At 69.2% G+C, this 18,892-nt stretch carries 22 protein-coding genes and 1 pseudogene; 12 read left to right on the forward strand and 11 right to left on the reverse strand.

All coding sequences use genetic code 11. The annotated features are described in order from the left end of the window. Nucleotides 1–249 precede the first annotated feature (249 nt). The 5 genes and pseudogenes from ACKTSN_RS17050 (at nt 250) to ACKTSN_RS17070 (ending at nt 2,597) form a co-directional block, all read left to right on the forward strand. Nucleotides 250–501 carry a hypothetical protein gene (locus ACKTSN_RS17050; protein ID WP_409469909.1) on the forward strand — a complete coding sequence of 84 codons (252 nt, stop codon included), beginning with the start codon at nt 250–252 and terminating at the stop codon, nt 499–501. Further along, nucleotides 501–737 (forward strand): annotated as a pseudogene (locus ACKTSN_RS17055) (DNA-binding protein); the annotation flags it as partial. The gene ACKTSN_RS17050 and the pseudogene ACKTSN_RS17055, both read left to right, overlap by 1 nt. A 350-nt stretch (nt 738–1,087) precedes the next feature. Beyond that, nucleotides 1,088–1,789 carry an AbiV family abortive infection protein gene (locus ACKTSN_RS17060; RefSeq protein ID WP_409469910.1) on the forward strand — a complete coding sequence of 234 codons (702 nt, stop codon included), beginning with the start codon at nt 1,088–1,090 and terminating at the stop codon, nt 1,787–1,789. 170 nt (nt 1,790–1,959) lie between these two features. Continuing rightward, a complete protein-coding gene (locus ACKTSN_RS17065) occupies nt 1,960–2,211 on the forward strand; it encodes a hypothetical protein (RefSeq protein WP_356656928.1) in 252 nt (83 codons plus the stop codon). Next, on the forward strand, nt 2,208–2,597 hold the full coding sequence (locus ACKTSN_RS17070; protein ID WP_409469911.1) for a hypothetical protein: 390 nt from the start codon (nt 2,208–2,210) through the stop codon (nt 2,595–2,597). The genes ACKTSN_RS17065 and ACKTSN_RS17070 overlap by 4 nt, the downstream gene beginning before the upstream one ends. Before the next feature lie 84 nt (nt 2,598–2,681). On the opposite strand, the gene ACKTSN_RS17075 is transcribed toward ACKTSN_RS17070, so the two are convergent. From ACKTSN_RS17075 to ychF, 6 genes are all read right to left on the reverse strand, one after another. Beyond that, the gene (locus ACKTSN_RS17075; protein WP_409469912.1) at nt 2,682–3,308 is read right to left on the reverse strand and encodes a hypothetical protein; all 627 of its coding nucleotides are present in this window, start codon (nt 3,306–3,308) and stop codon (nt 2,682–2,684) included. Beyond that, a complete protein-coding gene (locus ACKTSN_RS17080) occupies nt 3,301–3,726 on the reverse strand; it encodes a hypothetical protein (protein WP_409469913.1) in 426 nt (141 codons plus the stop codon). The genes ACKTSN_RS17075 and ACKTSN_RS17080 overlap by 8 nt, the downstream gene beginning before the upstream one ends. Before the next feature lie 37 nt (nt 3,727–3,763). Further along, nucleotides 3,764–4,816 (reverse strand): hypothetical protein, encoded by a 1,053-nt coding sequence (locus tag ACKTSN_RS17085; RefSeq protein WP_409469914.1) that lies wholly within the window; start codon nt 4,814–4,816, stop codon nt 3,764–3,766. A 185-nt stretch (nt 4,817–5,001) separates the two neighbouring features. Next, on the reverse strand, nt 5,002–5,514 hold the full coding sequence (locus ACKTSN_RS17090; protein WP_356656940.1) for a hypothetical protein: 513 nt from the start codon (nt 5,512–5,514) through the stop codon (nt 5,002–5,004). 232 nt (nt 5,515–5,746) lie between these two features. Continuing rightward, the gene (locus tag ACKTSN_RS17095; protein ID WP_409469915.1) at nt 5,747–6,280 is read right to left on the reverse strand and encodes a hypothetical protein; all 534 of its coding nucleotides are present in this window, start codon (nt 6,278–6,280) and stop codon (nt 5,747–5,749) included. Beyond that, a complete protein-coding gene (gene ychF / locus ACKTSN_RS17100) occupies nt 6,277–7,386 on the reverse strand; it encodes a redox-regulated ATPase YchF (protein ID WP_409469916.1) in 1,110 nt (369 codons plus the stop codon). The genes ACKTSN_RS17095 and ychF overlap by 4 nt, the downstream gene beginning before the upstream one ends. A 578-nt stretch (nt 7,387–7,964) precedes the next feature. Between ychF and ACKTSN_RS17105 the strand changes: the two genes are divergently transcribed. After that, nucleotides 7,965–8,357 (forward strand): DUF6542 domain-containing protein, encoded by a 393-nt coding sequence (locus ACKTSN_RS17105; protein ID WP_409469917.1) that lies wholly within the window; start codon nt 7,965–7,967, stop codon nt 8,355–8,357. Between the two features lie 4 nt (nt 8,358–8,361). Here the strand turns inward: ACKTSN_RS17105 and ppgK are convergent, their stop codons facing one another. Beyond that, nucleotides 8,362–9,108 carry a polyphosphate--glucose phosphotransferase gene (gene ppgK, locus ACKTSN_RS17110; protein ID WP_409469918.1) on the reverse strand — a complete coding sequence of 249 codons (747 nt, stop codon included), beginning with the start codon at nt 9,106–9,108 and terminating at the stop codon, nt 8,362–8,364. A 29-nt stretch (nt 9,109–9,137) separates the two neighbouring features. After that, on the reverse strand, nt 9,138–10,148 hold the full coding sequence (locus ACKTSN_RS17115; protein ID WP_409469919.1) for a 4-hydroxy-3-methylbut-2-enyl diphosphate reductase: 1,011 nt from the start codon (nt 10,146–10,148) through the stop codon (nt 9,138–9,140). Nucleotides 10,149–10,251: 103 nt separating this feature from the next. Here ACKTSN_RS17115 and xseA point away from each other — a divergent pair, with 103 nt between their 5' ends. The 3 genes from xseA (at nt 10,252) to ACKTSN_RS17130 (ending at nt 12,441) form a co-directional block, all read left to right on the forward strand. Next, nucleotides 10,252–11,484, forward strand: a complete 1,233-nt coding sequence (gene xseA / locus ACKTSN_RS17120) for an exodeoxyribonuclease VII large subunit (protein WP_409469920.1) — start codon at nt 10,252–10,254, stop codon at nt 11,482–11,484. After that, nucleotides 11,481–11,720, forward strand: coding sequence for an exodeoxyribonuclease VII small subunit (locus ACKTSN_RS17125; RefSeq protein ID WP_409469921.1), 240 nt, complete (start codon nt 11,481–11,483; stop codon nt 11,718–11,720). The genes xseA and ACKTSN_RS17125 overlap by 4 nt, the downstream gene beginning before the upstream one ends. A 130-nt stretch (nt 11,721–11,850) precedes the next feature. Continuing rightward, nucleotides 11,851–12,441, forward strand: a complete 591-nt coding sequence (locus tag ACKTSN_RS17130; protein WP_409469922.1) for a malonic semialdehyde reductase — start codon at nt 11,851–11,853, stop codon at nt 12,439–12,441. Between the two features lie 63 nt (nt 12,442–12,504). Here the strand turns inward: ACKTSN_RS17130 and ACKTSN_RS17135 are convergent, their stop codons facing one another. Continuing rightward, nucleotides 12,505–13,038, reverse strand: coding sequence for a DUF4245 domain-containing protein (locus tag ACKTSN_RS17135; RefSeq protein WP_409469923.1), 534 nt, complete (start codon nt 13,036–13,038; stop codon nt 12,505–12,507). 128 nt (nt 13,039–13,166) lie between these two features. Here ACKTSN_RS17135 and glpX point away from each other — a divergent pair, with 128 nt between their 5' ends. Next, the gene (glpX, locus tag ACKTSN_RS17140; protein ID WP_385263418.1) at nt 13,167–14,198 is read left to right on the forward strand and encodes a class II fructose-bisphosphatase; all 1,032 of its coding nucleotides are present in this window, start codon (nt 13,167–13,169) and stop codon (nt 14,196–14,198) included. A 156-nt stretch (nt 14,199–14,354) separates the two neighbouring features. Here the strand turns inward: glpX and ACKTSN_RS17145 are convergent, their stop codons facing one another. Both ACKTSN_RS17145 and ACKTSN_RS17150 read right to left on the reverse strand, forming a co-directional pair. Further along, entirely contained in the window at nt 14,355–14,732 is a 378-nt protein-coding gene (locus tag ACKTSN_RS17145) for a WhiB family transcriptional regulator (protein ID WP_129801260.1), read from the reverse strand. A 126-nt stretch (nt 14,733–14,858) separates the two neighbouring features. After that, entirely contained in the window at nt 14,859–15,557 is a 699-nt protein-coding gene (locus ACKTSN_RS17150) for a DUF1707 SHOCT-like domain-containing protein (protein WP_409469924.1), read from the reverse strand. 154 nt (nt 15,558–15,711) lie between these two features. On the opposite strand from ACKTSN_RS17150, the gene ACKTSN_RS17155 reads away from it, so the two are divergent. Together ACKTSN_RS17155 and ACKTSN_RS17160 are read left to right on the forward strand one after the other, a co-directional pair. Continuing rightward, nucleotides 15,712–17,379 (forward strand): fumarate hydratase, encoded by a 1,668-nt coding sequence (locus ACKTSN_RS17155; protein ID WP_409469925.1) that lies wholly within the window; start codon nt 15,712–15,714, stop codon nt 17,377–17,379. 104 nt (nt 17,380–17,483) lie between these two features. Continuing rightward, nucleotides 17,484–18,869, forward strand: coding sequence for a class II fumarate hydratase (locus ACKTSN_RS17160; RefSeq protein WP_409469926.1), 1,386 nt, complete (start codon nt 17,484–17,486; stop codon nt 18,867–18,869). The last annotated feature ends 23 nt before the right edge of the window (nt 18,870–18,892 follow it).

The raw sequence follows: 18,892 nt of genomic DNA on the forward strand, positions 1-18,892 counted from the left end.
CCTCCCCCGACATCGACGACAGCGCGCCTTCCCAGGAAACCACGTCCCACCCACATCCGACGGTTCCCGGCCACTGCCCCATACCGTTCCCGGCCAGGGGAGGGGATACGCGGGAAGCGTCTTCGGCACCGGAAGCTCCCGGGCCACACGGTCCCCGCATCCTCCCACCGCCCCCACCGGCCCATGAGGGGTGCCCGTCCGGTCTGGGCAGGACGGCCACAACTTACGACCGCTGGCAGGATCAGCACCATGAGCGGTAGCAGGAAGTATTCGATCAGCCTTCCCGAGGACCTCGCCGAGGCCGTACGCGCCCACGTCGGCCCCGGCGGCTTCTCCGCCTACGTCGCCGAGGCCCTCGAACAGCGAGTCGCCATGGACAAGCTCCGGGAGATCGTCGCCGACTTCGAGACCGACAACGAAGCACTCACCCTTGAAGAGGTCGAGGACGCCCGCGCGCTGCTGCGTCACGACCACCGGCAGGCCGGCGGGGCCGCCGCCTGATGCCTGGCACCCTCCTGCTCCACAGCGAAGGTCTCTCGAAGCTCTACCGCAAGGACCGTGCCGTCGTGGCTCTGGTCCAAGCAGCGTCAGAAGAGGGTATTCGCGTGGCCACCAGCGCCATGACCACCCTTGAGGCCGACTACGAGCGCATCCACCCGGCCCGCATCAGGTGGGTCCTCTCCCGTGCCGACGTTCACGACGTCACCAGGGAGATCATCGACCAGGCTGCCGCCCTGTGCGGCTCTTCCGTAGAGGTCGTCAAGGTCTGAGACAGCTCCTCAGGCAGCCGCCCAGACCTGCCACCGCCACCGCACCCGGTGAGCCGAGGACTTCACACGGACAGAAGATGCGCCCGCCCACCCAACAGGCAGTACAGGCACTTTCCTTGACGAGGAATCAGACGTTGAAGCGGAACTCCACCATGTGCCGTAACGGTCATGAGCGACCCTCACATCGGCTCGTAAGCGAGTGTTCTCGCAGGTCAGACCGCTGCTCGATCAAAGGTTGAACCGGAACTCGTGAGTCCTGCCGATTGCATCATCTTGATGCGTGACCGACCAGAGCTGCACTGCGGGAGAATCGCGCTGTGGAAATACACCCGAACACAGCGCGCACTTTCTGGAAGGCGCTCATGGACAACGCATCCGAGCTGATCGCGGACGCCCACGCCCTGCTCGAGCGGGGATCGTTCGGCCGGGCCCGCTCGCTCACGGTCCTCGCGCAGGAGGAGCTGGGCAAGGCGCTTTGGATCTACGAGGGTTTCGAGCAGGCCTGGAGCACCGGATCCGAGGATGCGCGGGAGGTGCCGCGGCTCGCGTCGGACGGTCGCCACCACGCGGTGAAGTACATGGAGTCCTTCGTCTTCGGCCAGGAGCTCACCGCGTTCTGGGGCGACTACGGGGCGATCGAGCACCCGGAGGACGAGTCGCAGGACGGCTGGAATACCTTCCTCGCGCAGAAGAAGAGCGAGACGGAGACCGCCGGCCGGCGCGCCAACGAGGAGAAGATGGCCGGGTTCTACGTCGACCTCGACGGGTCCGGCGACGCAGTCCACTCCCCCGCCGACATCTCGGCGGGGTCCATCGACGCGGATCTGCAGACCGCGGCGCAGGTCGTCGAGATGCTCCTCATCAAGGACCACAGCAGGATGAAGCTCGAGGCGCAGACGCCGTACGACAGCACTCACGAGCAGCAGCACCGGCTGCTGCCCATTTCCCACCCCGAGGACTGGAGCGAGGCGTCGGAGAAGTTCAGGCGGGGCGACTACTTCAAGGGTACAGAGGCCTGAGCGGCACCGGACGCACGCCGGCGGAAGGGAGGTCGCTCAGGAGTCGGACTGCCGGGCCGCGCTTGCGAAATCATACCTACCGGCCGTCCCCTCGGCCCCTGACCGAGGAGGCGCAAGCAGCTACCTCAATCACCTCCCCGGGCGGGTATACCCGATGTATTCTGTCAGGCATGGCACACACAACGATCAAGGTCGAGAGCAGCATCCGGGACCGGCTGGCGATCCTGGCCGCCGAGAAGGACACCACGATCGCGGGGCTCGTCGGCGAATTCGCCACCCACACCCTCACGCAGAGCGAGCGGGACGAGCAGGTCGCGAAGACCCTCGAAGTCCTGCACGCGCTCTCCGGCTACGCCCCGGATCCCGAGCAGGACCGCGCAGCGGACGATGAGCTCACGCGCCGGCTCGGCAGCGCCGCGTGAACCCTGTCGCCCCTGTCGATGTAGTCCTCGACGACAGCGCGCTGCTCGCTCTGGGCTCAGGCAACGTCCTGGCCTCCCGCCTTCTGTACCAGGCCGCCGAGACCGGGGCCTGGCGCGTCCACGTCGCGCTGGCCGCACTCGCCGAAGCGGACCGGGTACGCACCGGACTCGCCGGCCACCTCGGCATGCTCGACCAGGTGGTTTTTCATCCGCTCGATCTCGCCGCCGTCTTGGCCGCCTCGGGCCACGAGCGGTCTCTGGGCTGGTGCCACACCCACCATGTGGCCATGCCCGGCCCCGAGCGCCTGGATGGGGCACGCGTCGCCACCGTCCAGCCCAAGGCCTGGGACGGGGCCGACGTCCGGGTGCTCGACCTTTCTCCCTGAGCGATCCGCCCGGGTTGGGGCGGACTTCACCAGTGGATGTGATCCCAGCACTTCCCCAAGTGCACGGAATTCACCGGGTAGTTGTCACGGCGAGCCGCCCGCGGGGCCGCCGGGAGCACCGGGGGCCGTCCCAACGGCCGGGGGAGCGGGCACGGGTGGGGGTAGCATGGCGCGGCGCGGGCGCGGGACGCGCGGGAGGAGGCGGCGGGCACGGCCCCAGGGGCGAAGGTGCGCCTCCACCGCGGCCATGTACCGCTCGCGGACATCCGCCAGCGCCCGCAGGTCGACGACCGACGTCGGGATCACCATCGCCGTGTCGTCCGCCACTGGGGGCGAGAGCCACGCATCCTTCATGCTCCGCCCGGCCACCGTCCGCGTACGGGCGACGAGTTCGTCATACGCGGCGCCCACCTCCGGGGCCTCGAAGCGGACCCACGCCTCGTGCCAGGTCAGTCTGGCCTGGATCTCCCGCAGCTGCTCCGACAGGCGGACCCGCTCCTCGGCGGCGGCGTCCGCGCGGCGGCGCCGCACGGCGTACGCCATCTCCGCGTACTGGATGCTCACCTCGTACGCGCTCGCTAACAGTTCCTGCTTCCGCTCCCGCAGCTGGGCGCGGCGGCTGATCCGCGCCTGGACGCCGAGGATGAGGCCGGTCACGAGTGCGGCGAGAACGGCGGCGTAGGGGCCGAAGGCCTTGATCGCGTCAGCCAATGATTTGGTCCTGTTCGTCGAGGCCCGGCGAACCGTGGCCGTGGGGTGCTTCGAAGCCCGGCCAGATGCTGGTGGCGCGATAGGCAGACTCCCAGCGCAGATGGCGGACGATGATCGCGACGAGGAGCCGCCCGCCGTCACCGGGCGACCAGCGGCGCGAGGGCGCGTCCTTCGGGTACCAGAGGCACAGGGAACCGTCGGGGTTGCGGTGGGCGGGGCAGTCGGGTCCGCGTGCGTGGACGCGGGGGACCGCCGGATCGCCGGGGGCGAAGACGATGCGGAGACTATGCGAGGGCAGGATCCGCACGTGCGGGTACACCTGGACGGTGAACCCGGACGCGAAGTCGGCGGGCTTGTCCACCTCGCGCACGTCGAGCCCCGTTGAGCGCATCCCGGTCAGCAACTCGGCGCGGGCCATAGGACGGGCGAACCAAGGACGGCGCGCGGGACGCCGGTCACCGCTCAACGGCCGTGTCCTCCCGCCACGAGCGCGTCTTGGGGAGGAGCAGGCTCGCGCCCGCGAGACCGAGGCTGGCGGTGGTGCTCAGGGGAGTGGAGGCGGCGGAGAAGGCGCGCTCGCGTTCACGCATCGTCTTGGGGAAGAGGTGCTCCAGGACCTCCGCCACCGTGTCGATGTCGTCGGGGTCGGCGATGGCCTTCGCGAGCTTGTCGGCGGCGACCCGCAGCCGCCGCTCGGCGTCCGCGTCGGGGATCAGCGGCTTGAGGTCGGGCGAGACGGAGCGCGGATCCTTGGTCGGCTCGCCGCGCTGGAGGCGCAGGGCGGCCTCCAGCAGCACCGCGTGGACCGCGCCGACGAGTCCCATTCTCGGCTCGACGAACTCGTAGGCCCACACGGAGAGTTGGTGCGAGGAGAAGCCTGGCTTCGTGGCCTGAGCATTCCACGCCTTGAGGATGCGGATGGCGCGGCGCCGGGTGCGCCGCAGGGCGTCGGCGCCGGACGTCAGCAGCTCCACGTGGCCCTGGGGGTCGCTGGCACTCCAGGCCTTCTTGGAGCCCGGGGCCCGCTCCAGGTCGGGGATCCACAGCCCGCGCCCCTCGCGGCGGCGCAGCGCCACGATGAGATCGACCGTGACGTCCGTGCCGTTGACCGGAGCGCCGAAGTGAATCTTGAGGCCCCGCCGGGACGTGCACACCCGCGCCTTGGGGTAGGACGGGGTGCGCTCCGGGTCGCGGAGCTTCGGACCGATGAACGCGATGAGTTCGTCGGTGACGGCATGCGGGGCCTCCCCTTCGCCGTCAGGACCGAGCTCCGGGTGCCGGACACGGTCCAGGATGATCCCGCCGTCCCCGTCGCTGACCGCTCCCGCGTGCGGCTGAATGTGGGTGCCAACGGGGATCGAACCCGAGCTGTACGACGTACGGCCCTCGGGGTGCTGCTCGGCCAACTTGCGGGCCAGCGCGAGACGTTCGCGCGTCGCCGTGAGGACGTCGGGATCTACGTTGATCAGGGTGAGCAGGTCGTCCAACTGCTTGTGCAGATGTGCCATGACCGTTCCTTGCGGGTGGAGGGGAGTGAGGTGCGTGGACAGATGGCCGGCACAGGTGTGTGCCGTGTTGCGAGTCTGACGCATACCACTGACAACGCCCCCGCGCTCAGCGCGGGTCATAGCCCAGCGCGGCCCGGTCGATGAGACGGTCACCGAGATCACGGACCGGCGCCGCCCGCCGGGTCTCACGACTCCCCGGAGTCATTGGGTTCTTCCTTGCCTTGGGCCAGGATCCGGCCTCCGACGAAGACCACACCCAGAGCGAGCGCGGAACCGACACCGACCATGGTCTTCTTCAGCAGACCGTCCACGTGGCGCTTGTGCTCGGTGTCCTTCTGAGAAGCAAGTCTTGCCGTTTCCTGGATGAGTTCGAGGAGGTGCTTCCTCTGCTCCCAGGTCAGGTCGTCCCTGCGGAGTTCCCGCTCGAAGATCTCCCGGTTCTCCCGGAGGGCCTGGTAGACCTGATCCAGGCTGTGCCTGCCGTCCGCGAGAGTGGCCTCGTGGGCCTTCTCGATGGCGCCGAAGGCGTCCGTGGCGAACTTCCTGAACTCGGGGAACTGTTCGACGATCTTCATGGCCACTTCGGTGTCCATGTCAGGCATCATGGCCGCGAACCTGACCGTCTTCTCCTTGGAGAGGTGCCTCCAGGTGTCGATCCCGAGCGCGCGCATGATCTCGGCTTCGTTCTTGTACTTCATGCCGTGGAGCCTCCATTGCTCTCCTTCGCAGCGCGTTCTTCCGTGCTGCGGGCCCGGTAGTCGATCCCCTGGATGTGCACCTTGATGTTCAGGCGCGCTGCCGATGTTCTGGAGGAGGTAGAGAGTGGTCGGCCGCGTGGCCGGTGGCTGAACCGGGTTGAATATCTGCGATGCGGGCATGCGCTACCAAGCACTGGGATCGCGGGGGCCTCGAGCCAGGCAACGACTGGGGCTACTTCATCCCTGCAGGGCTCGAACCAGATTGAAAGTCCACCTCGAACGGCTCGATCACGCTCAGCCCGAGGTAGCGGAAACGTCCCGCGCTCGGACGTCCGTGGCGTGTACTCCAGACCGGCTGCGCCTCCGCCCGCGCCACATCGCCGGGTACAAGAAACACTCGCCCGTGGGCGACGACTTCACCACTGAGCACGGCCTCGCCGCCCTCGAACAGTCTGAGCGCCGTCAACGAGTCGTCGAGGACAACCAACCCGAGGTGCGTGGCCGACTCATGCAGTACATCGGGGCGAGTCCCAGCGTCCCACTCGGCCGCGGGTTCCGTGCCGTTACCGTCGAGGTCCGCTTCAACGAGCACGGAGACCTTGGCGTCCACTCGCAAGCCACCCGCTTCGCTCGACACGTCATAGCCCGGATGCCTCGGCGCGTGCAGCACCACATCTGCATGCCTCCGGTAGATCGCTTCCGCCACGAGTGCCTCAGCGAGAGCACCCCGGACATGAGCGGTCAGATCCCAATGCTCGTCGGTCACTTCTTCCCGGAGCCAGACGTTCCTCCATGCCGGAACTCCACCACGTCCCCGTCCTGCATCACGTAGTCCTTGCCCTCCATCCGCGCCTTGCCCTTCGCGCGGGCCTCGGCGACCGAGCCCGTTTCGACCAGGTCCTGGAAGGAGATGACCTCCGCCTTGATGAAGCCCTTCTGGAAGTCGGTGTGAATGACACCCGCGGCCTCCGGGGCGGTGGCGCCCTTCTTGATGGTCCAGGCGCGGGATTCCTTCGGGCCGGCCGTGAGGTAGGTCTGCAGGCCGAGGGTGTTGAAGCCGACGCGGGCCAGGGTCGCGAGGCCGGGCTCGTGCTGGCCGACGGACTCCAGGAGTTCGAGGGCCTCGTCCTCATCCAGCTCGGCGAGGTCCGCCTCCAGCTTGGCGTTGAGGAAGATCGCCTCGGCGGGGGCGACCAGCGCCCGCTGTTCGTCCTTGAAGGCGTCGTCCATCAGCTCGTCCTCGTCGACGTTGAAGACGTAGAGGAAGGGCTTGGTGGTGAGCAGGTGCAGGTCATGGAGGAGTTCGTTGCGCTCGGTCCCCTGGACGATGCCGTGCGCGAAGAGGGTGTCGCCCTTTTCGAGGATCTCCTTGGCCTCCTCGACCGCCTTGACCTTCGGCGCCACGTCCTTCTTGATCCGCGACTCCTTCTGCAGGCGCGGCAGGACCTTCTCGATCGTCTGCAGGTCGGCCAGGATCAGCTCGGTGTTGATCGTCTCGATGTCGTCCTTGGGCGAGACCTTGCCGTCGACATGGACGACGTTCTCATCCTTGAACGCACGGATGACCTGGCAGATCGCGTCGGACTCGCGGATGTTCGCCAGGAACTTGTTGCCGAGGCCCTCGCCCTCGCTGGCGCCGCGCACGATGCCCGCGATGTCGACGAAGTCGACGGTGGCGGGCAGGATCCGCTCCGACGAGAAGATCTCCGCCAACTTGGCCAGGCGGGTGTCGGGGACGCCGACCACGCCGACGTTCGGCTCGATCGTGGCGAACGGGTAGTTGGCCGCCAGCACGTCGTTCTTGGTCAGGGCGTTGAACAGGGTCGACTTGCCGACATTCGGCAGACCGACGATTCCGATCGTGAGCGACACGTTGCGACTTCCCGTACGTGAGAGGGCCAGGGGGTGGTGGGCCGGGGCCGGGGCCAGGAGACGTCTGGCCGATCCACCAGTCTACGGGGTGCCCGGCGCCGCCCCGGCGACGTATCGAACGCTTGGCCAAGCTCTGCGCCTCGGCGTGTCTGACGGGCTATTCGGCACATAAGCCGACCTAAGTTGGTCCAGTGGAGCAATACAAGGCGCGACCCCCGCAGTACGGACCGCGACGCGCCACGCCCCCGCCCCTGCCGCCACAGGCGGTGCGCGGCGGAGCCGGCGGCGGTCCTTCGGGTGCCGGCGGGGCTCGCGGTGCTGCCGGTTCGGACGGCGCGGGCGACGGCCTCGTACGGTCGACGCGGTCCCCGCGGTCCCCGCGGCCCGGACGGGCCGAACAGGCCGGACGGGCCGAGCGAGGCCGGCGGCCTGAGCGGGCCACCCCCCCGGCTGACCGGCCGGTCCGCCCCCGCTCGCCGCAACCGCGCGGGGGCGCGGGCGTGGGCCGGGCCGGTGGGGTGAAGCGACCCGTGGCCGTACGGCGGCCCGCTCCTCAGGGGGGCCAGGTGGCACGCCGGATGCCCAACCCCCGGCTCACCGGGCTGGGCGTCGGATTGTTCTGCGGGGCGCTGATGCTCGCGCTCGGCTGTCTGGATCAGCTGCTGTTCGGGGCGTCGCCGGTGGTGTACGGCGTGCTGTTTCTGCCGGTGTGCGTGCTGACAGCGGTGTGGGTGCGGCGGGGCGACCTGGTGACCGTGCCCATCGTGGTGCCGATCGCGTTCGCCGTGGGGCTCGTGCCGGTCGCCGAGCGCGGTGACGGGGTGAGCGGGCGGTTCGTGGGCCTCTTCACGGCGCTGGCGACTCAGGCGGGGTGGTTGTACGGCGGGACGCTCGTCGCGGGGTCCCTGGTGACCGTGCGCTGGATCCGTATGCTGCGCCGGCGGACCGCACGCAGCCGCCCGCCCGTGTGAGGGCCTACCCCTCCTTCGCCGCCCGCATCGCCGCTCCCACGATGCCCGCGTTGTTCTGCAGCTGCGCCGGGACGATCTCGGCCTTGATGCCGTCGATGTGGCGCAGGAACTTGTCCGCCTTGCGGCTGACGCCGCCGCCGATGATGAACAGCTCGGGTGAGAAGAGCATCTCGACGTGGGCGAGGTAGGTCTGGACGCGGTCGGCCCAGCGCTCCCACGACAGGTCGTGGTCCTCCTTGGCCTTGCTGGAGGCGCGCTTCTCGGCGTCGTGGCCGTGCAGCTCCAGATGGCCCAGCTCGGTGTTGGGGACGAGGGCGCCGTCGATGAAGAGGGCGCTGCCGATGCCGGTGCCGAAGGTCAGCAGGATGACCGTGCCCCTGCGGTCACGGCCGGCGCCGAAGGACATCTCGGCGATGCCCGCCGCGTCCGCGTCGTTCACGACCGTCACCGGCGCGCCGCCCAGGCGTTCGCCGAGCAACGCGCGCGCGTCGGTGTCGATCCAGCTCTTGTCGACGTTCGCCGCCGTGCGGATCGTGGCGCCGCCGGTGACGACGCCCGGGAACGTGACGCCGACCGGTCCGGTCCAGCCGAAGTGGTCGACGACCTCCTTGACCCCGTCGGCCACCGAATCGGGCGTGGCCGGGTGCGGGGTCAGCACCTTGAACCGCTCGTCCGCCAGGTCGCCCCTGTCGAGGTCCACAGGGGCACCCTTGATCCCTGATCCGCCGATGTCCACGCCGAAGATCTGCATGGCACCACGTTACGACGGACCACTGACGGTCACTCCCCGGCGGGGTCCTCCGTCCGCGTTCGCTCCGCGATCAGCGCGGCCGCTTCCTCGCGCAGGTCACGGCGCAGTTCCTTCGGCAGCGAGAACGTGATGGACTCCTCGGCCGCCTTGACGAGCTCGACGTCCTCGAAGCCACGCTGGGCGAGCCATTCGAGGACCTCCTCGACGAGGACCTCGGGGACGGAGGCACCGGAGGTGACACCGACCGTGGACACGCCCTCCAGCCAGGCCTCGTCGATCTCGGCGGCGAAGTCCACGAGGTAGGACTCGCGGGCGCCGGCCAGCTTGGCGACCTCGACGAGCCGCTTGGAGTTGGAGGAGTTCCGCGAGCCGACCACGATCACCAGGTCGGCCTCGGCGCCCATCTGCTTCACCGCGAGCTGGCGGTTCTGCGTGGCGTAGCAGATGTCGTCGCTCGGCGGGGAGATCAGCTGCGGGAACTTCTCCTTCAGGGCGTCGACGGTCTCCATGGTCTCGTCGACGGAGAGCGTGGTCTGGGAGAGCCAGACGACCTTGGAGGGGTCGCGGACCTCGACCTTCTCGACGTCGCCGGGGCCGTCGACGAGCTGGATGTGGTCGGGGGCCTCGCCGGAGGTGCCGATGACCTCCTCGTGGCCCTCGTGGCCGATCAGGAGGATGTCGTAGTCGTCGTTGGCGAAACGGACGGCTTCCTTGTGGACCTTGGTGACCAGCGGGCAGGTCGCGTCGATGGTGGCGAGGCGGCCCTGCCTGGCCTCCTCGTGGACGGTCGGGGCGACGCCGTGCGCGGAGAACATGACGATGTTCCCCGGGGGGACCTCCTCGGTCCGCTCGACGAAGATGGCGCCCTTCTTCTCCAGGGTCTGTACGACGTACTTGTTGTGGACGATCTCGTGGCGGACATAGACCGGAGCCCCGTACTGCTCCAGGGCTTTCTCGACGGCGATCACGGCGCGGTCCACACCGGCGCAGTAGCCACGGGGGGCGGCGAGCAGGACACGGCGGCCAGGCGAAGCAGTCATGGGCACCATCGTAAGGCCGCGTTCTGGGGGCCAAAGATCGCGTTCCGTGTCGACCGAACGCCGGACGGGCTGGAATGTCGGCGGTGGCCATTACGCTCGCGGCATGGCTGTCAACACGTCCCCCGAATCTCCGCTCCCTGTCGGTGAGGTGTCGCGGCTCATCGGTGGGTGGATCGATCGGCTCGGTGCGGTGTGGGTCGAGGGGCAGATCACGCAGTTGTCGCGGCGGCCGGGCGCGGGGGTCGTGTTCCTGACGCTGCGGGATCCCTCGTACGACATCTCGGTGAGCGTCACCTGTTACCGGCAGGTGTTCGACGCCGTGGCCGACGTGGTGAGCGAGGGCGCCCGGGTCGTCGTCCTCGCGAAGCCGGAGTGGTACGCACCGCGGGGGCAGCTGTCGTTGCGGGCCGCCGAGATAAGGCCCGTCGGAGTGGGCGAACTGCTCGCGCGCCTTGAGCAGCTGAAGAAGACGCTGGCGGCCGAGGGGCTGTTCGCGGCGGAGCGCAAGCGGCCGTTGCCGTTTCTGCCGCAGCTCGTCGGGCTGGTCTGCGGCCGGGCCTCCGCCGCGGAGCGGGACGTGCTGGAGAACGCCCGGCACCGCTGGCCGGCGGTCCGCTTCGAGGTGCGCAACGTCGCCGTGCAGGGCGTGCACGCGGTGCCGCAGGTCGTGCAGGCGGTGAAGGAGCTCGACGAGCTCGACGACGTCGACGTGATCATCGTGGCCCGGGGCGGCGGCAGCGTGGAGGATCTGCTGCCGTTCTCCGACGAGCAGCTGATCCGGTCCGTCGCCGCCTGTCGTACGCCCGTGGTGTCGGCCATCGGCCACGAGCCCGACACCCCGCTCCTCGACTACGTCGCCGACCTGCGCGCCTCCACTCCCACCGACGCCGCGAAGAAGGTCGTACCGGACGTGGGCGAGGAGTTCGAACGTGTACGGCTGCTCCGCGACCGTGCGCGGCGGTGTGTCGAGGCGTTCGTGGAGCGGGAGGAGCGCGGGCTCGCGCATGCGCTGGCGCGGCCGGCGATAGAGGATCCGCACCGGATGATCGACGAGCGGGCCGACCAGGTGACGTCGCTGGTCGACCGCGGGCGGCGGTGTCTGGGGCATCACCTCGACCGCGCCGAGTCGGAGCTGACCCACACGCACGCGCGCGTGGTGGCCCTTTCACCGGCGGCGACGCTGAAGCGGGGCTACGCGGTGCTGCAGAAGGCCGATGGGCACGTGGTCCGCACGCCGGACGAGGTGACGGCCGAGGAGCAGCTGCGGGCCCGGGTGGCCGAGGGCGAGTTCGCGGTACGAGTCGATGTCGAGTCAGGTCCTAGGGTGGGCGGATGAGCAGCAAGGTGGATGAGGCGCTCGGGTACGAGCAGGCGCGCGACGAACTGATCGAGGTCGTACGGCGGCTGGAGGCCGGTGGCACGACGCTGGAGGAGTCGCTCGCGCTGTGGGAGCGGGGCGAGGAGCTGGCGAAGGTGTGCCGGCGGTGGCTGGAGGGGGCGCGGGCCCGGCTGGACGCGGCGCTGGCCGAAGAGGCGGCCGAGGACAAGAGCAGTGAGGCCGACGCCGGGTAAGCGGGCCTGGCGGGTTGTGAAGCGGATCACCACGCCTCGCATTTGGTTGAACGTTGAACTTCATTTGCGTACGGTCATGCCCGTCAGCCGATCCGGCCGCCGGATCCGACTCATGCACAGAAGGTTCACCATGTCTCTCGTTCTTGACCCAGCCGCCCAGGACCTGCTGTTCCGCGAGGCCCGCACCGCGAACACCTTCACCGACGAGCCCGTCACCGACGAGCAGGTGCAGGCGATCTACGACCTGGTCAAGTACGGTCCGACGGCCTTCAACCAGTCCCCGCTGCGCATCACCCTGGTCCGCTCCCCCGAGGCCCGTGAGCGCCTGGTCCAGCACCTGGCCGAGGGCAACCAGGCCAAGACGGCCGCCGCCCCGCTGGTCGCGATCCTCTCCGCGGACAACGAGTTCCACGAGGAGCTGCCGGAGCTGTTCCCGCACTTCCCGCAGGCCAAGGACGTCGTCTACGCCGAGCGCGCGACCCGCGAGGGCGCCGCCGGGCTGAACGCCGCCCTGCAGGCCGCGTACTTCATCATCGGCGTCCGCGCCGCCGGGCTGGCCGCGGGCCCGATGACCGGCGTCGACTTCGAGGGCGTGCGCAAGGAGTTCCTGGACGACGACCACACCCCGCTGATCGTCCTCAACATCGGCAAGCCGGGCCCGGACGCCTGGTTCCCGCGCTCGCCGCGCCTGGCCTACGAAGAGGTCGTCACCACCGTCTGAGACGCGTGCACCACGGCGAAGGCCCCCGGCTGCCGCGCCGGGGGCCTTCGCCGTGTCATGGGGTCAGGACGTCTTCAGCGCCCCGGCCATCTGAGCCAGCTGCTCGAACGACCCCGTACCGGCGACCACCGTCGTCGCGCCCTTGGCGTCCTCGTCCTCGGCCAGCACCAGCGCGTCGTACCGCCCGCCGGTGTACCGCACCCACGTACGGCCGCCGATCTCCTCGGTGACGTCGGTCTCCTCAGCGCCCTGGCTCGCGTCCTCGATGAACGGGACCCGCTTCTCGGTCGACTGCTCGACCGCCACGTACTCCCCGTCAGGGGCGTGGAAGCCCAGGTGCCAGACGTCGTGCTCGGTGCCGTCGAAGCGGACGGACGTCGGCTTCCAGCTCTGCGGCAGACCCTCCGGCGCAGCCACGGGATACGCGGCCGCACGGCGTGCCGTGAGCAACTCGACCCGGTAGTCGACCCTCGGGAGATCGGGTTCCTTGTCGTCGTGCGGGATGAAGAGGTAGATGACCCATGCCGCCAGCACGATCAGGCCCAGGGAGAGCACCATGTCCCGGACCGTTTTCTGCTTGCCGTTCGTACCTGCCACGCGTCCTATCGTCGCAGGTGCTCACGCTGCTCATCCGTGGGGGTATCTGCTCATTCTGTCGTCTGACGATAGAGTCGTCACCGAAATACCCTCATCCGGCCGTCGTCGTATCAGAAAGGTGCGTTCCGATGACCGAGCATCATCTGCCGTCCGAACTCGATGTTCCCTCCGAGGCCCCCGACCGCAACCTCGCGCTGGAACTTGTCCGCGTGACCGAAGCCGCGGCGATGGCCGCCGGCCGCTGGGTGGGCCGCGGTGACAAGAACGGAGCCGACGGTGCCGCGGTACGCGCCATGCGCACCCTCGTGTCCACCGTCTCCATGAACGGCGTCGTCGTCATCGGGGAGGGCGAGAAGGACGAGGCGCCGATGCTCTTCAACGGGGAGCGCGTCGGGGACGGCACCGGGCCCGAGTGCGACATCGCCGTCGACCCGATCGACGGCACGACCCTGACCGCGAAGGGCATGCCGAACGCGATCGCGGTGCTGGCCGCCGCCGAGCGCGGATCAATGTTCGACCCGTCCGCCGTCTTCTACATGGACAAGCTGGTCACCGGGCCCGAGGCGGCCGACTTCGTCGACATCGACGCACCCGTGTCCGTGAACATCCGCCGGGTCGCCAAGGCGAAGGCCCGCCAGCCCGAGGACGTCACCGTCGTCATCCTCGACCGGCCGCGGCACGAGGGCATCATCAACGAGATCCGGGAGACCGGCGCGCGCATCAAGCTGATCTCCGACGGCGATGTCGCCGGCTCGATCCTGGCGCTGCGCGAGGGCACGGGGGTCGACCTGCTGCTGGGGATCGGCGGTACGCCCGAGGGCATCATCTCGGCCTGCGCCGTGAAGTGCCTGGGGGGCACCATCCAGGGCAAGCTGTGGCCGAAGGACGACGAGGAGCGGCAGCGGGCGGTCGACGCGGGGCATGATCTGGATCGCGTGCTGACCACGGAGGATCTGGTCACCGGGGAGAACGTGTTCTTCGTCGCGACCGGTATCACCGATGGTGAGCTGCTGCGGGGGGTTCGGTACCGGTCCGAGACTGCTACGACCGACTCGATCGTGATGCGGTCCAGGTCGGGTACGGTGCGGCGGATCGACTCCGAGCACCGGCTGAGCAAGCTGCGGGCTTACAGCGCGATCGACTTCGACCGGGCGAAGTAGCTCCGCTGGTAGCGCGGGGAACCTTGGACCGTGGGCAACTGCGGGTCCTCTGTGGCTGGTCGCGCAGTTCCCCGCGCCCCTTGGGTTGCGAAGCTCGCCGGCATCACAAGGGCGCCCCCGGTGCGGAGGGGGCGCCCTTCGTGCGTGATCGGCCGGTCAGCCCGCTGCCGCTATGTGGTTCGTCGTGCGGGCCGCCTTCTTCAGTTCCAGTTCGCGGCGGCGGCGCCTCGCCAGGACCACTCGGCGTTCGGCGGCGGTGAGGCCGCCCCAGACTCCGTACGGCTCGGGCTGGAGCAGGGCGTGTTCGCGGCATTCGACCATCACCGGGCAGCGGGCGCAGACCCGCTTCGCCGCCTCCTCGCGGGACAGCCGCGCGGCGGTGGGTTCCTTGGAGGGTGCGAAGAACAGGCCGGCCTCGTCGCGCCGGCACACGGCCTCCGTGTGCCAGGGTGCGTCTTGGTCCCTGTCTCGCGCTGGCACCCGCTGGGCCGGAACGGCAGCTACCTGCAGGGACGAATGCGGCGGTTGCAGCACGGTCTACTCCTGACGACGGCTTCGCGAGCGAGAGACGATGCAGCAAGGTCTACCCGCTGTACGCACGCCTATGCAGGGAGTCCCCAACCGCTGGAGTTCGTGCGTTCTTGTGCGGCGCGGGGAACGCTAGAGGTGCTTGCGCACACTCTTGTCGACCTTGCGCTGCACGCGATCGAGAATGTCCGCGACGAGCTTGCCGCGCTCGGGCCGCGCCTCGACGTTGCCCAGGACGGCCCAGCCGTCCACGAAGACCACCGGTGCCTCGGCGTCCGGCGCGTCCAGCGTGTCCACCTCGAAGTTGCCGAGGACGCCACCACCGGTGCCGCGCAGCGAGACGTTCTCCGGGACGCGGACCTCGACGTTCCCGAAGAGCGAGAACGCCTTGATCACGACCTGCTGGTACTCGAAGATCGCCTCACTCAGATCGATCTCGACGCTGCCGAAGATCGAGTACGCGTGGATACGACGGCCCGCGCGCCAGCGGCCCTTGCGGACGGCGCTGCTGAACACCGCGATCACGTTCTCGTCCGGGTCGGCGGGTATCGCACCGGCCGTGGGGCGGCCCGGCGCGGCGGCGTACGCCGGAGGTGTGCGGTGTTGATGCGCGCCCGGCAGGTCCCGCACGAGAGGCTCGAGTTCGCCCACCGTCTTGGCGCGGAAGACGTCCTCCACCCGCTCCGCGTGCTCCTCGGCGGTGAGGCGCCCCTCGGCGAGGGCGTCGCGCAGGATGTCGGCCACGCGGTCGCGGTCGGCGTCGGACGCGCGGAGCTCGGAGGTGGCGGGCGCGGAGGCGGCCGCAGGAGCGGTCTGCTTCTGAAGGTCCACGAGAGCAGCGTACCCAAACACGATAGATCGCGACACCCCTGGGGACATCGAACTGAGCCTTACCTCACAAGCTCGCCGTCAGAGCCAGGTCCTACGCTGGTGGACGCTGCCAATGGAGGCCAGCCGCGCTGTCTGTCGAGTGAGGAATGGGCGCATGCCTGAGTTCGCGTACACCGATCTGCTCCCCATGGGAGAGGACACCACCCCGTACCGGCTGGTGACCTCCGAGGGTGTCTCCACCTTCGAGGCCGACGGGCGGACGTTCCTCAAGGTCGAGCCGGAGGCGCTGCGCAAGCTGGCCGAGGAGGCCATCCACGACATCCAGCACTACCTGCGCCCGGCCCACCTCGCGCAGCTGCGCCGCATCATCGACGACCCGGAGGCGAGCGCGAACGACAAGTTCGTCGCGCTGGACCTGCTGAAGAACGCGAACATCGCGGCGGCGGGCGTGCTCCCCATGTGCCAGGACACCGGCACCGCGATCGTCATGGGCAAGCGTGGCCAGAACGTCCTCACCAAGGGCGGCGACGAGGAGGCGCTGAGCCGCGGCATCTATGACGCGTACACGAAGCTGAACCTCCGCTACTCGCAGATGGCTCCGCTCACCATGTGGGAGGAGAAGAACACCGGCTCCAACCTCCCGGCGCAGATCGAGCTGTACGCGACCGACGGCGGCGCCTACAAGTTCCTGTTCATGGCCAAGGGCGGCGGCTCCGCCAACAAGTCCTTCCTCTACCAGGAGACGAAGGCCGTCCTGAACGAGGCCTCCATGATGAAGTTCCTGGAGGAGAAGATCCGTTCGCTGGGTACGGCCGCCTGCCCGCCGTACCACCTGGCGATCGTCGTCGGCGGTACGAGCGCGGAGTACGCCCTGAAGACCGCGAAGTACGCCTCCGCGCACTACCTGGACGAGATCCCCGCCGAGGGATCGCCGCTCGGCCACGGCTTCCGGGACAAGGAGCTGGAGGAGAAGGTCTTCGAGCTGACGCAGAAGATCGGAATCGGTGCGCAGTTCGGCGGCAAGTACTTCTGCCACGACGTGCGTGTGGTCCGGCTGCCGCGGCACGGCGCGTCCTGCCCGGTCGCGATCGCGGTCTCCTGCTCGGCCGACCGTCAGGCAGTCGCGAAGATCACCGCCGAGGGCGTCTTCCTGGAGCAGCTGGAGACGGACCCCGCGCGCTTCCTGCCGGAGACGACGGACGAGCACCTCGAATCCGACGGTGACGTCGTACGCATCGACCTCAACCAGCCGATGGACGACATCCTCGCCGAGCTGACCAAGTACCCGGTCAAGACCCGCCTGTCCCTCACCGGCCCCCTGGTCGTGGCCCGCGACATCGCCCACGCCAAGATCAAGGAACGGCTGGACGCGGGCGAGGAGATGCCGCAGTACCTGAAGGACCACCCGGTGTACTACGCGGGCCCCGCGAAGACCCCCGAGGGTTACGCGTCCGGCTCCTTCGGGCCCACGACCGCCGGCCGTATGGACTCCTACGTCGAGCAGTTCCAGGCGGCGGGCGGCTCCAAGGTGATGCTCGCCAAGGGCAACCGCAGCAAGCAGGTCACCGACGCGTGCGCATCGCACGGCGGCTTCTACCTCGGCTCCATCGGCGGCCCGGCCGCCCGGCTCGCCCAGGACTGCATCAAGAAGGTCGAGGTCGTCGAGTACGAGGAGCTCGGCATGGAGGCCGTCTGGAAGATCGAGGTCGAGGACTTCCCGGCGTTCATCGTCGTGGACGACAAGGGCAACGACTTCTTCCAGGATCCGGCGCCTCAGCCGACGTTCACGAGCATTCCGGTACGGGGGCCCGGGCTGGCGTAAGCGCCATGGAGTGCGGCGGGGGTGACTGCCCCCGCCGCGCTCCGGTCAGCGGGTTGATGCCGCAGGAACGGAACATCCGCACCCTCCCGATCGCTGTACCCGGTATGAGCGAATACCGCATCGAGCACGACTCCATGGGCGAGGTCCGGGTCCCCGTCGACGCCAAGTGGCGGGCGCAGACCCAGCGGGCCGTCGAGAACTTCCCGATCTCCGGCCAGCGCATCGAGCGCGCCCACATCGAAGCCCTCGCCCGCATCAAGGGCGCCGCCGCCAAGGTGAACGCGCGGCTGGGCGTGCTCGACAAGGACATCGCGGAGGCCATTCAGGAGGCGGCCGCCGAGGTAGCCGAGGGGCGGTGGGACGAGCACTTCCCCATCGACGTGTTTCAGACAGGTTCCGGTACCTCGTCCAACATGAACACCAACGAGGTCATCGCCACCCTCGCGACCGAGCGGCTCGGCCGGGACGTCCACCCCAACGACCACGTCAACGCCTCGCAGTCGTCCAACGACGTCTTCCCCTCCTCCATCCACATCGCCGCCACCGCCGCCGTCAGCCGCGACCTCATCCCCGCCCTCGAACACCTCGCCGCCTCCCTCACCCGCAAGTCGGAGGAGTTCGCCGACGTCGTGAAGTCGGGGCGGACGCATCTGATGGACGCCACGCCGGTGACCCTCGGCCAGGAGTTCGGCGGTTACGCCGCGCAGATCCGCTACGGCATCGAGCGGCTCAACGCTTCCCTCCCCCGCCTCGCCGAACTCCCCCTCGGTGGCACCGCCGTCGGCACCGGCATCAACACGCCGCCCGGTTTCTCCGCCGCCGTCATCGAGGAGGTGGCCCGCGCCACCGGGCTGCCGCTCACCGAGGCCCGCGACCACTTCGAGGCGCAGGGCGCCCGGGACGGGATCGTGGAGACCAGCGGGCAGCTGCGGACCATCGCCGTGGGGCTGACGAAGATCGCCAACGATCTGCGATGGATGTCCTCCGGGCCGCGCACCGGGCTCGCCGAGATCGCGCTGCCCGACCTCCAGCCCGGCTCGTCGATCATGCCGGGCAAGGTCAACCCGGTCATTCCCGAGGCCGTCCTGATGGTCGCCGCCCAGGTCACCGGGAACGACGCCACCGTCGCCTGGGCGGGTGCGGCCGGCAACTTCGAGCTGAACGTCATGCTCCCGGTGATCGCGAAGAACGTCCTCGAATCCATCCGGCTGCTGTCCACCGCCACCCGCCTGCTCGCCGACCGCACCGTCGACGGCATCACCGCCAACCGGGAGCGGGCCCGGGAGTACGCCGAGTCGTCACCGTCCGTGGTCACCCCGCTCAACAAGTACATCGGGTACGAGGAGGCCGCCAAGGTCGCCAAGAAGGCGCTGGCCGAGCGGAAGACGATCCGTCAGGTCGTCCTGGAGAGCGGCTACGTGGAGCGCGGCGACCTCACCGTCGAACAGCTCGACGAGGCCCTGGACGTCCTGCGGATGACGCATCCGTAACGACGTGTTCCGGCACGTGACCG

It is taken from the genome of Streptomyces flavusporus (genome assembly GCF_046267975.1).
In the GTDB taxonomy this organism is placed as follows: domain Bacteria; phylum Actinomycetota; class Actinomycetes; order Streptomycetales; family Streptomycetaceae; genus Streptomyces; species Streptomyces flavusporus.

Excerpts from the sequence above, each read along its gene's own strand:
- ACKTSN_RS17050 (WP_409469909.1), top strand. The coding sequence starts at position 250 with ATGAGCGGTAGCAGGAAGTATTCGATCAGCCTTCCCGAGGACCTCGCC.
- ACKTSN_RS17065 (WP_356656928.1), top strand. The coding sequence starts at position 1,960 with ATGGCACACACAACGATCAAGGTCGAGAGCAGCATCCGGGACCGGCTG.
- ACKTSN_RS17080 (WP_409469913.1), bottom strand. The coding sequence starts at position 3,726 with ATGGCCCGCGCCGAGTTGCTGACCGGGATGCGCTCAACGGGGCTCGAC.
- ACKTSN_RS17085 (WP_409469914.1), bottom strand. The coding sequence starts at position 4,816 with ATGGCACATCTGCACAAGCAGTTGGACGACCTGCTCACCCTGATCAAC.
- ACKTSN_RS17090 (WP_356656940.1), bottom strand. The coding sequence starts at position 5,514 with ATGAAGTACAAGAACGAAGCCGAGATCATGCGCGCGCTCGGGATCGAC.
- ACKTSN_RS17105 (WP_409469917.1), top strand. The coding sequence starts at position 7,965 with ATGCCCAACCCCCGGCTCACCGGGCTGGGCGTCGGATTGTTCTGCGGG.
- ppgK (WP_409469918.1), bottom strand. The coding sequence starts at position 9,108 with ATGCAGATCTTCGGCGTGGACATCGGCGGATCAGGGATCAAGGGTGCC.
- ACKTSN_RS17115 (WP_409469919.1), bottom strand. The coding sequence starts at position 10,148 with ATGACTGCTTCGCCTGGCCGCCGTGTCCTGCTCGCCGCCCCCCGTGGC.
- xseA (WP_409469920.1), top strand. The coding sequence starts at position 10,252 with ATGGCTGTCAACACGTCCCCCGAATCTCCGCTCCCTGTCGGTGAGGTG.
- ACKTSN_RS17125 (WP_409469921.1), top strand. The coding sequence starts at position 11,481 with ATGAGCAGCAAGGTGGATGAGGCGCTCGGGTACGAGCAGGCGCGCGAC.
- ACKTSN_RS17130 (WP_409469922.1), top strand. The coding sequence starts at position 11,851 with ATGTCTCTCGTTCTTGACCCAGCCGCCCAGGACCTGCTGTTCCGCGAG.
- glpX (WP_385263418.1), top strand. The coding sequence starts at position 13,167 with ATGACCGAGCATCATCTGCCGTCCGAACTCGATGTTCCCTCCGAGGCC.
- ACKTSN_RS17155 (WP_409469925.1), top strand. The coding sequence starts at position 15,712 with ATGCCTGAGTTCGCGTACACCGATCTGCTCCCCATGGGAGAGGACACC.
- ACKTSN_RS17160 (WP_409469926.1), top strand. The coding sequence starts at position 17,484 with ATGAGCGAATACCGCATCGAGCACGACTCCATGGGCGAGGTCCGGGTC.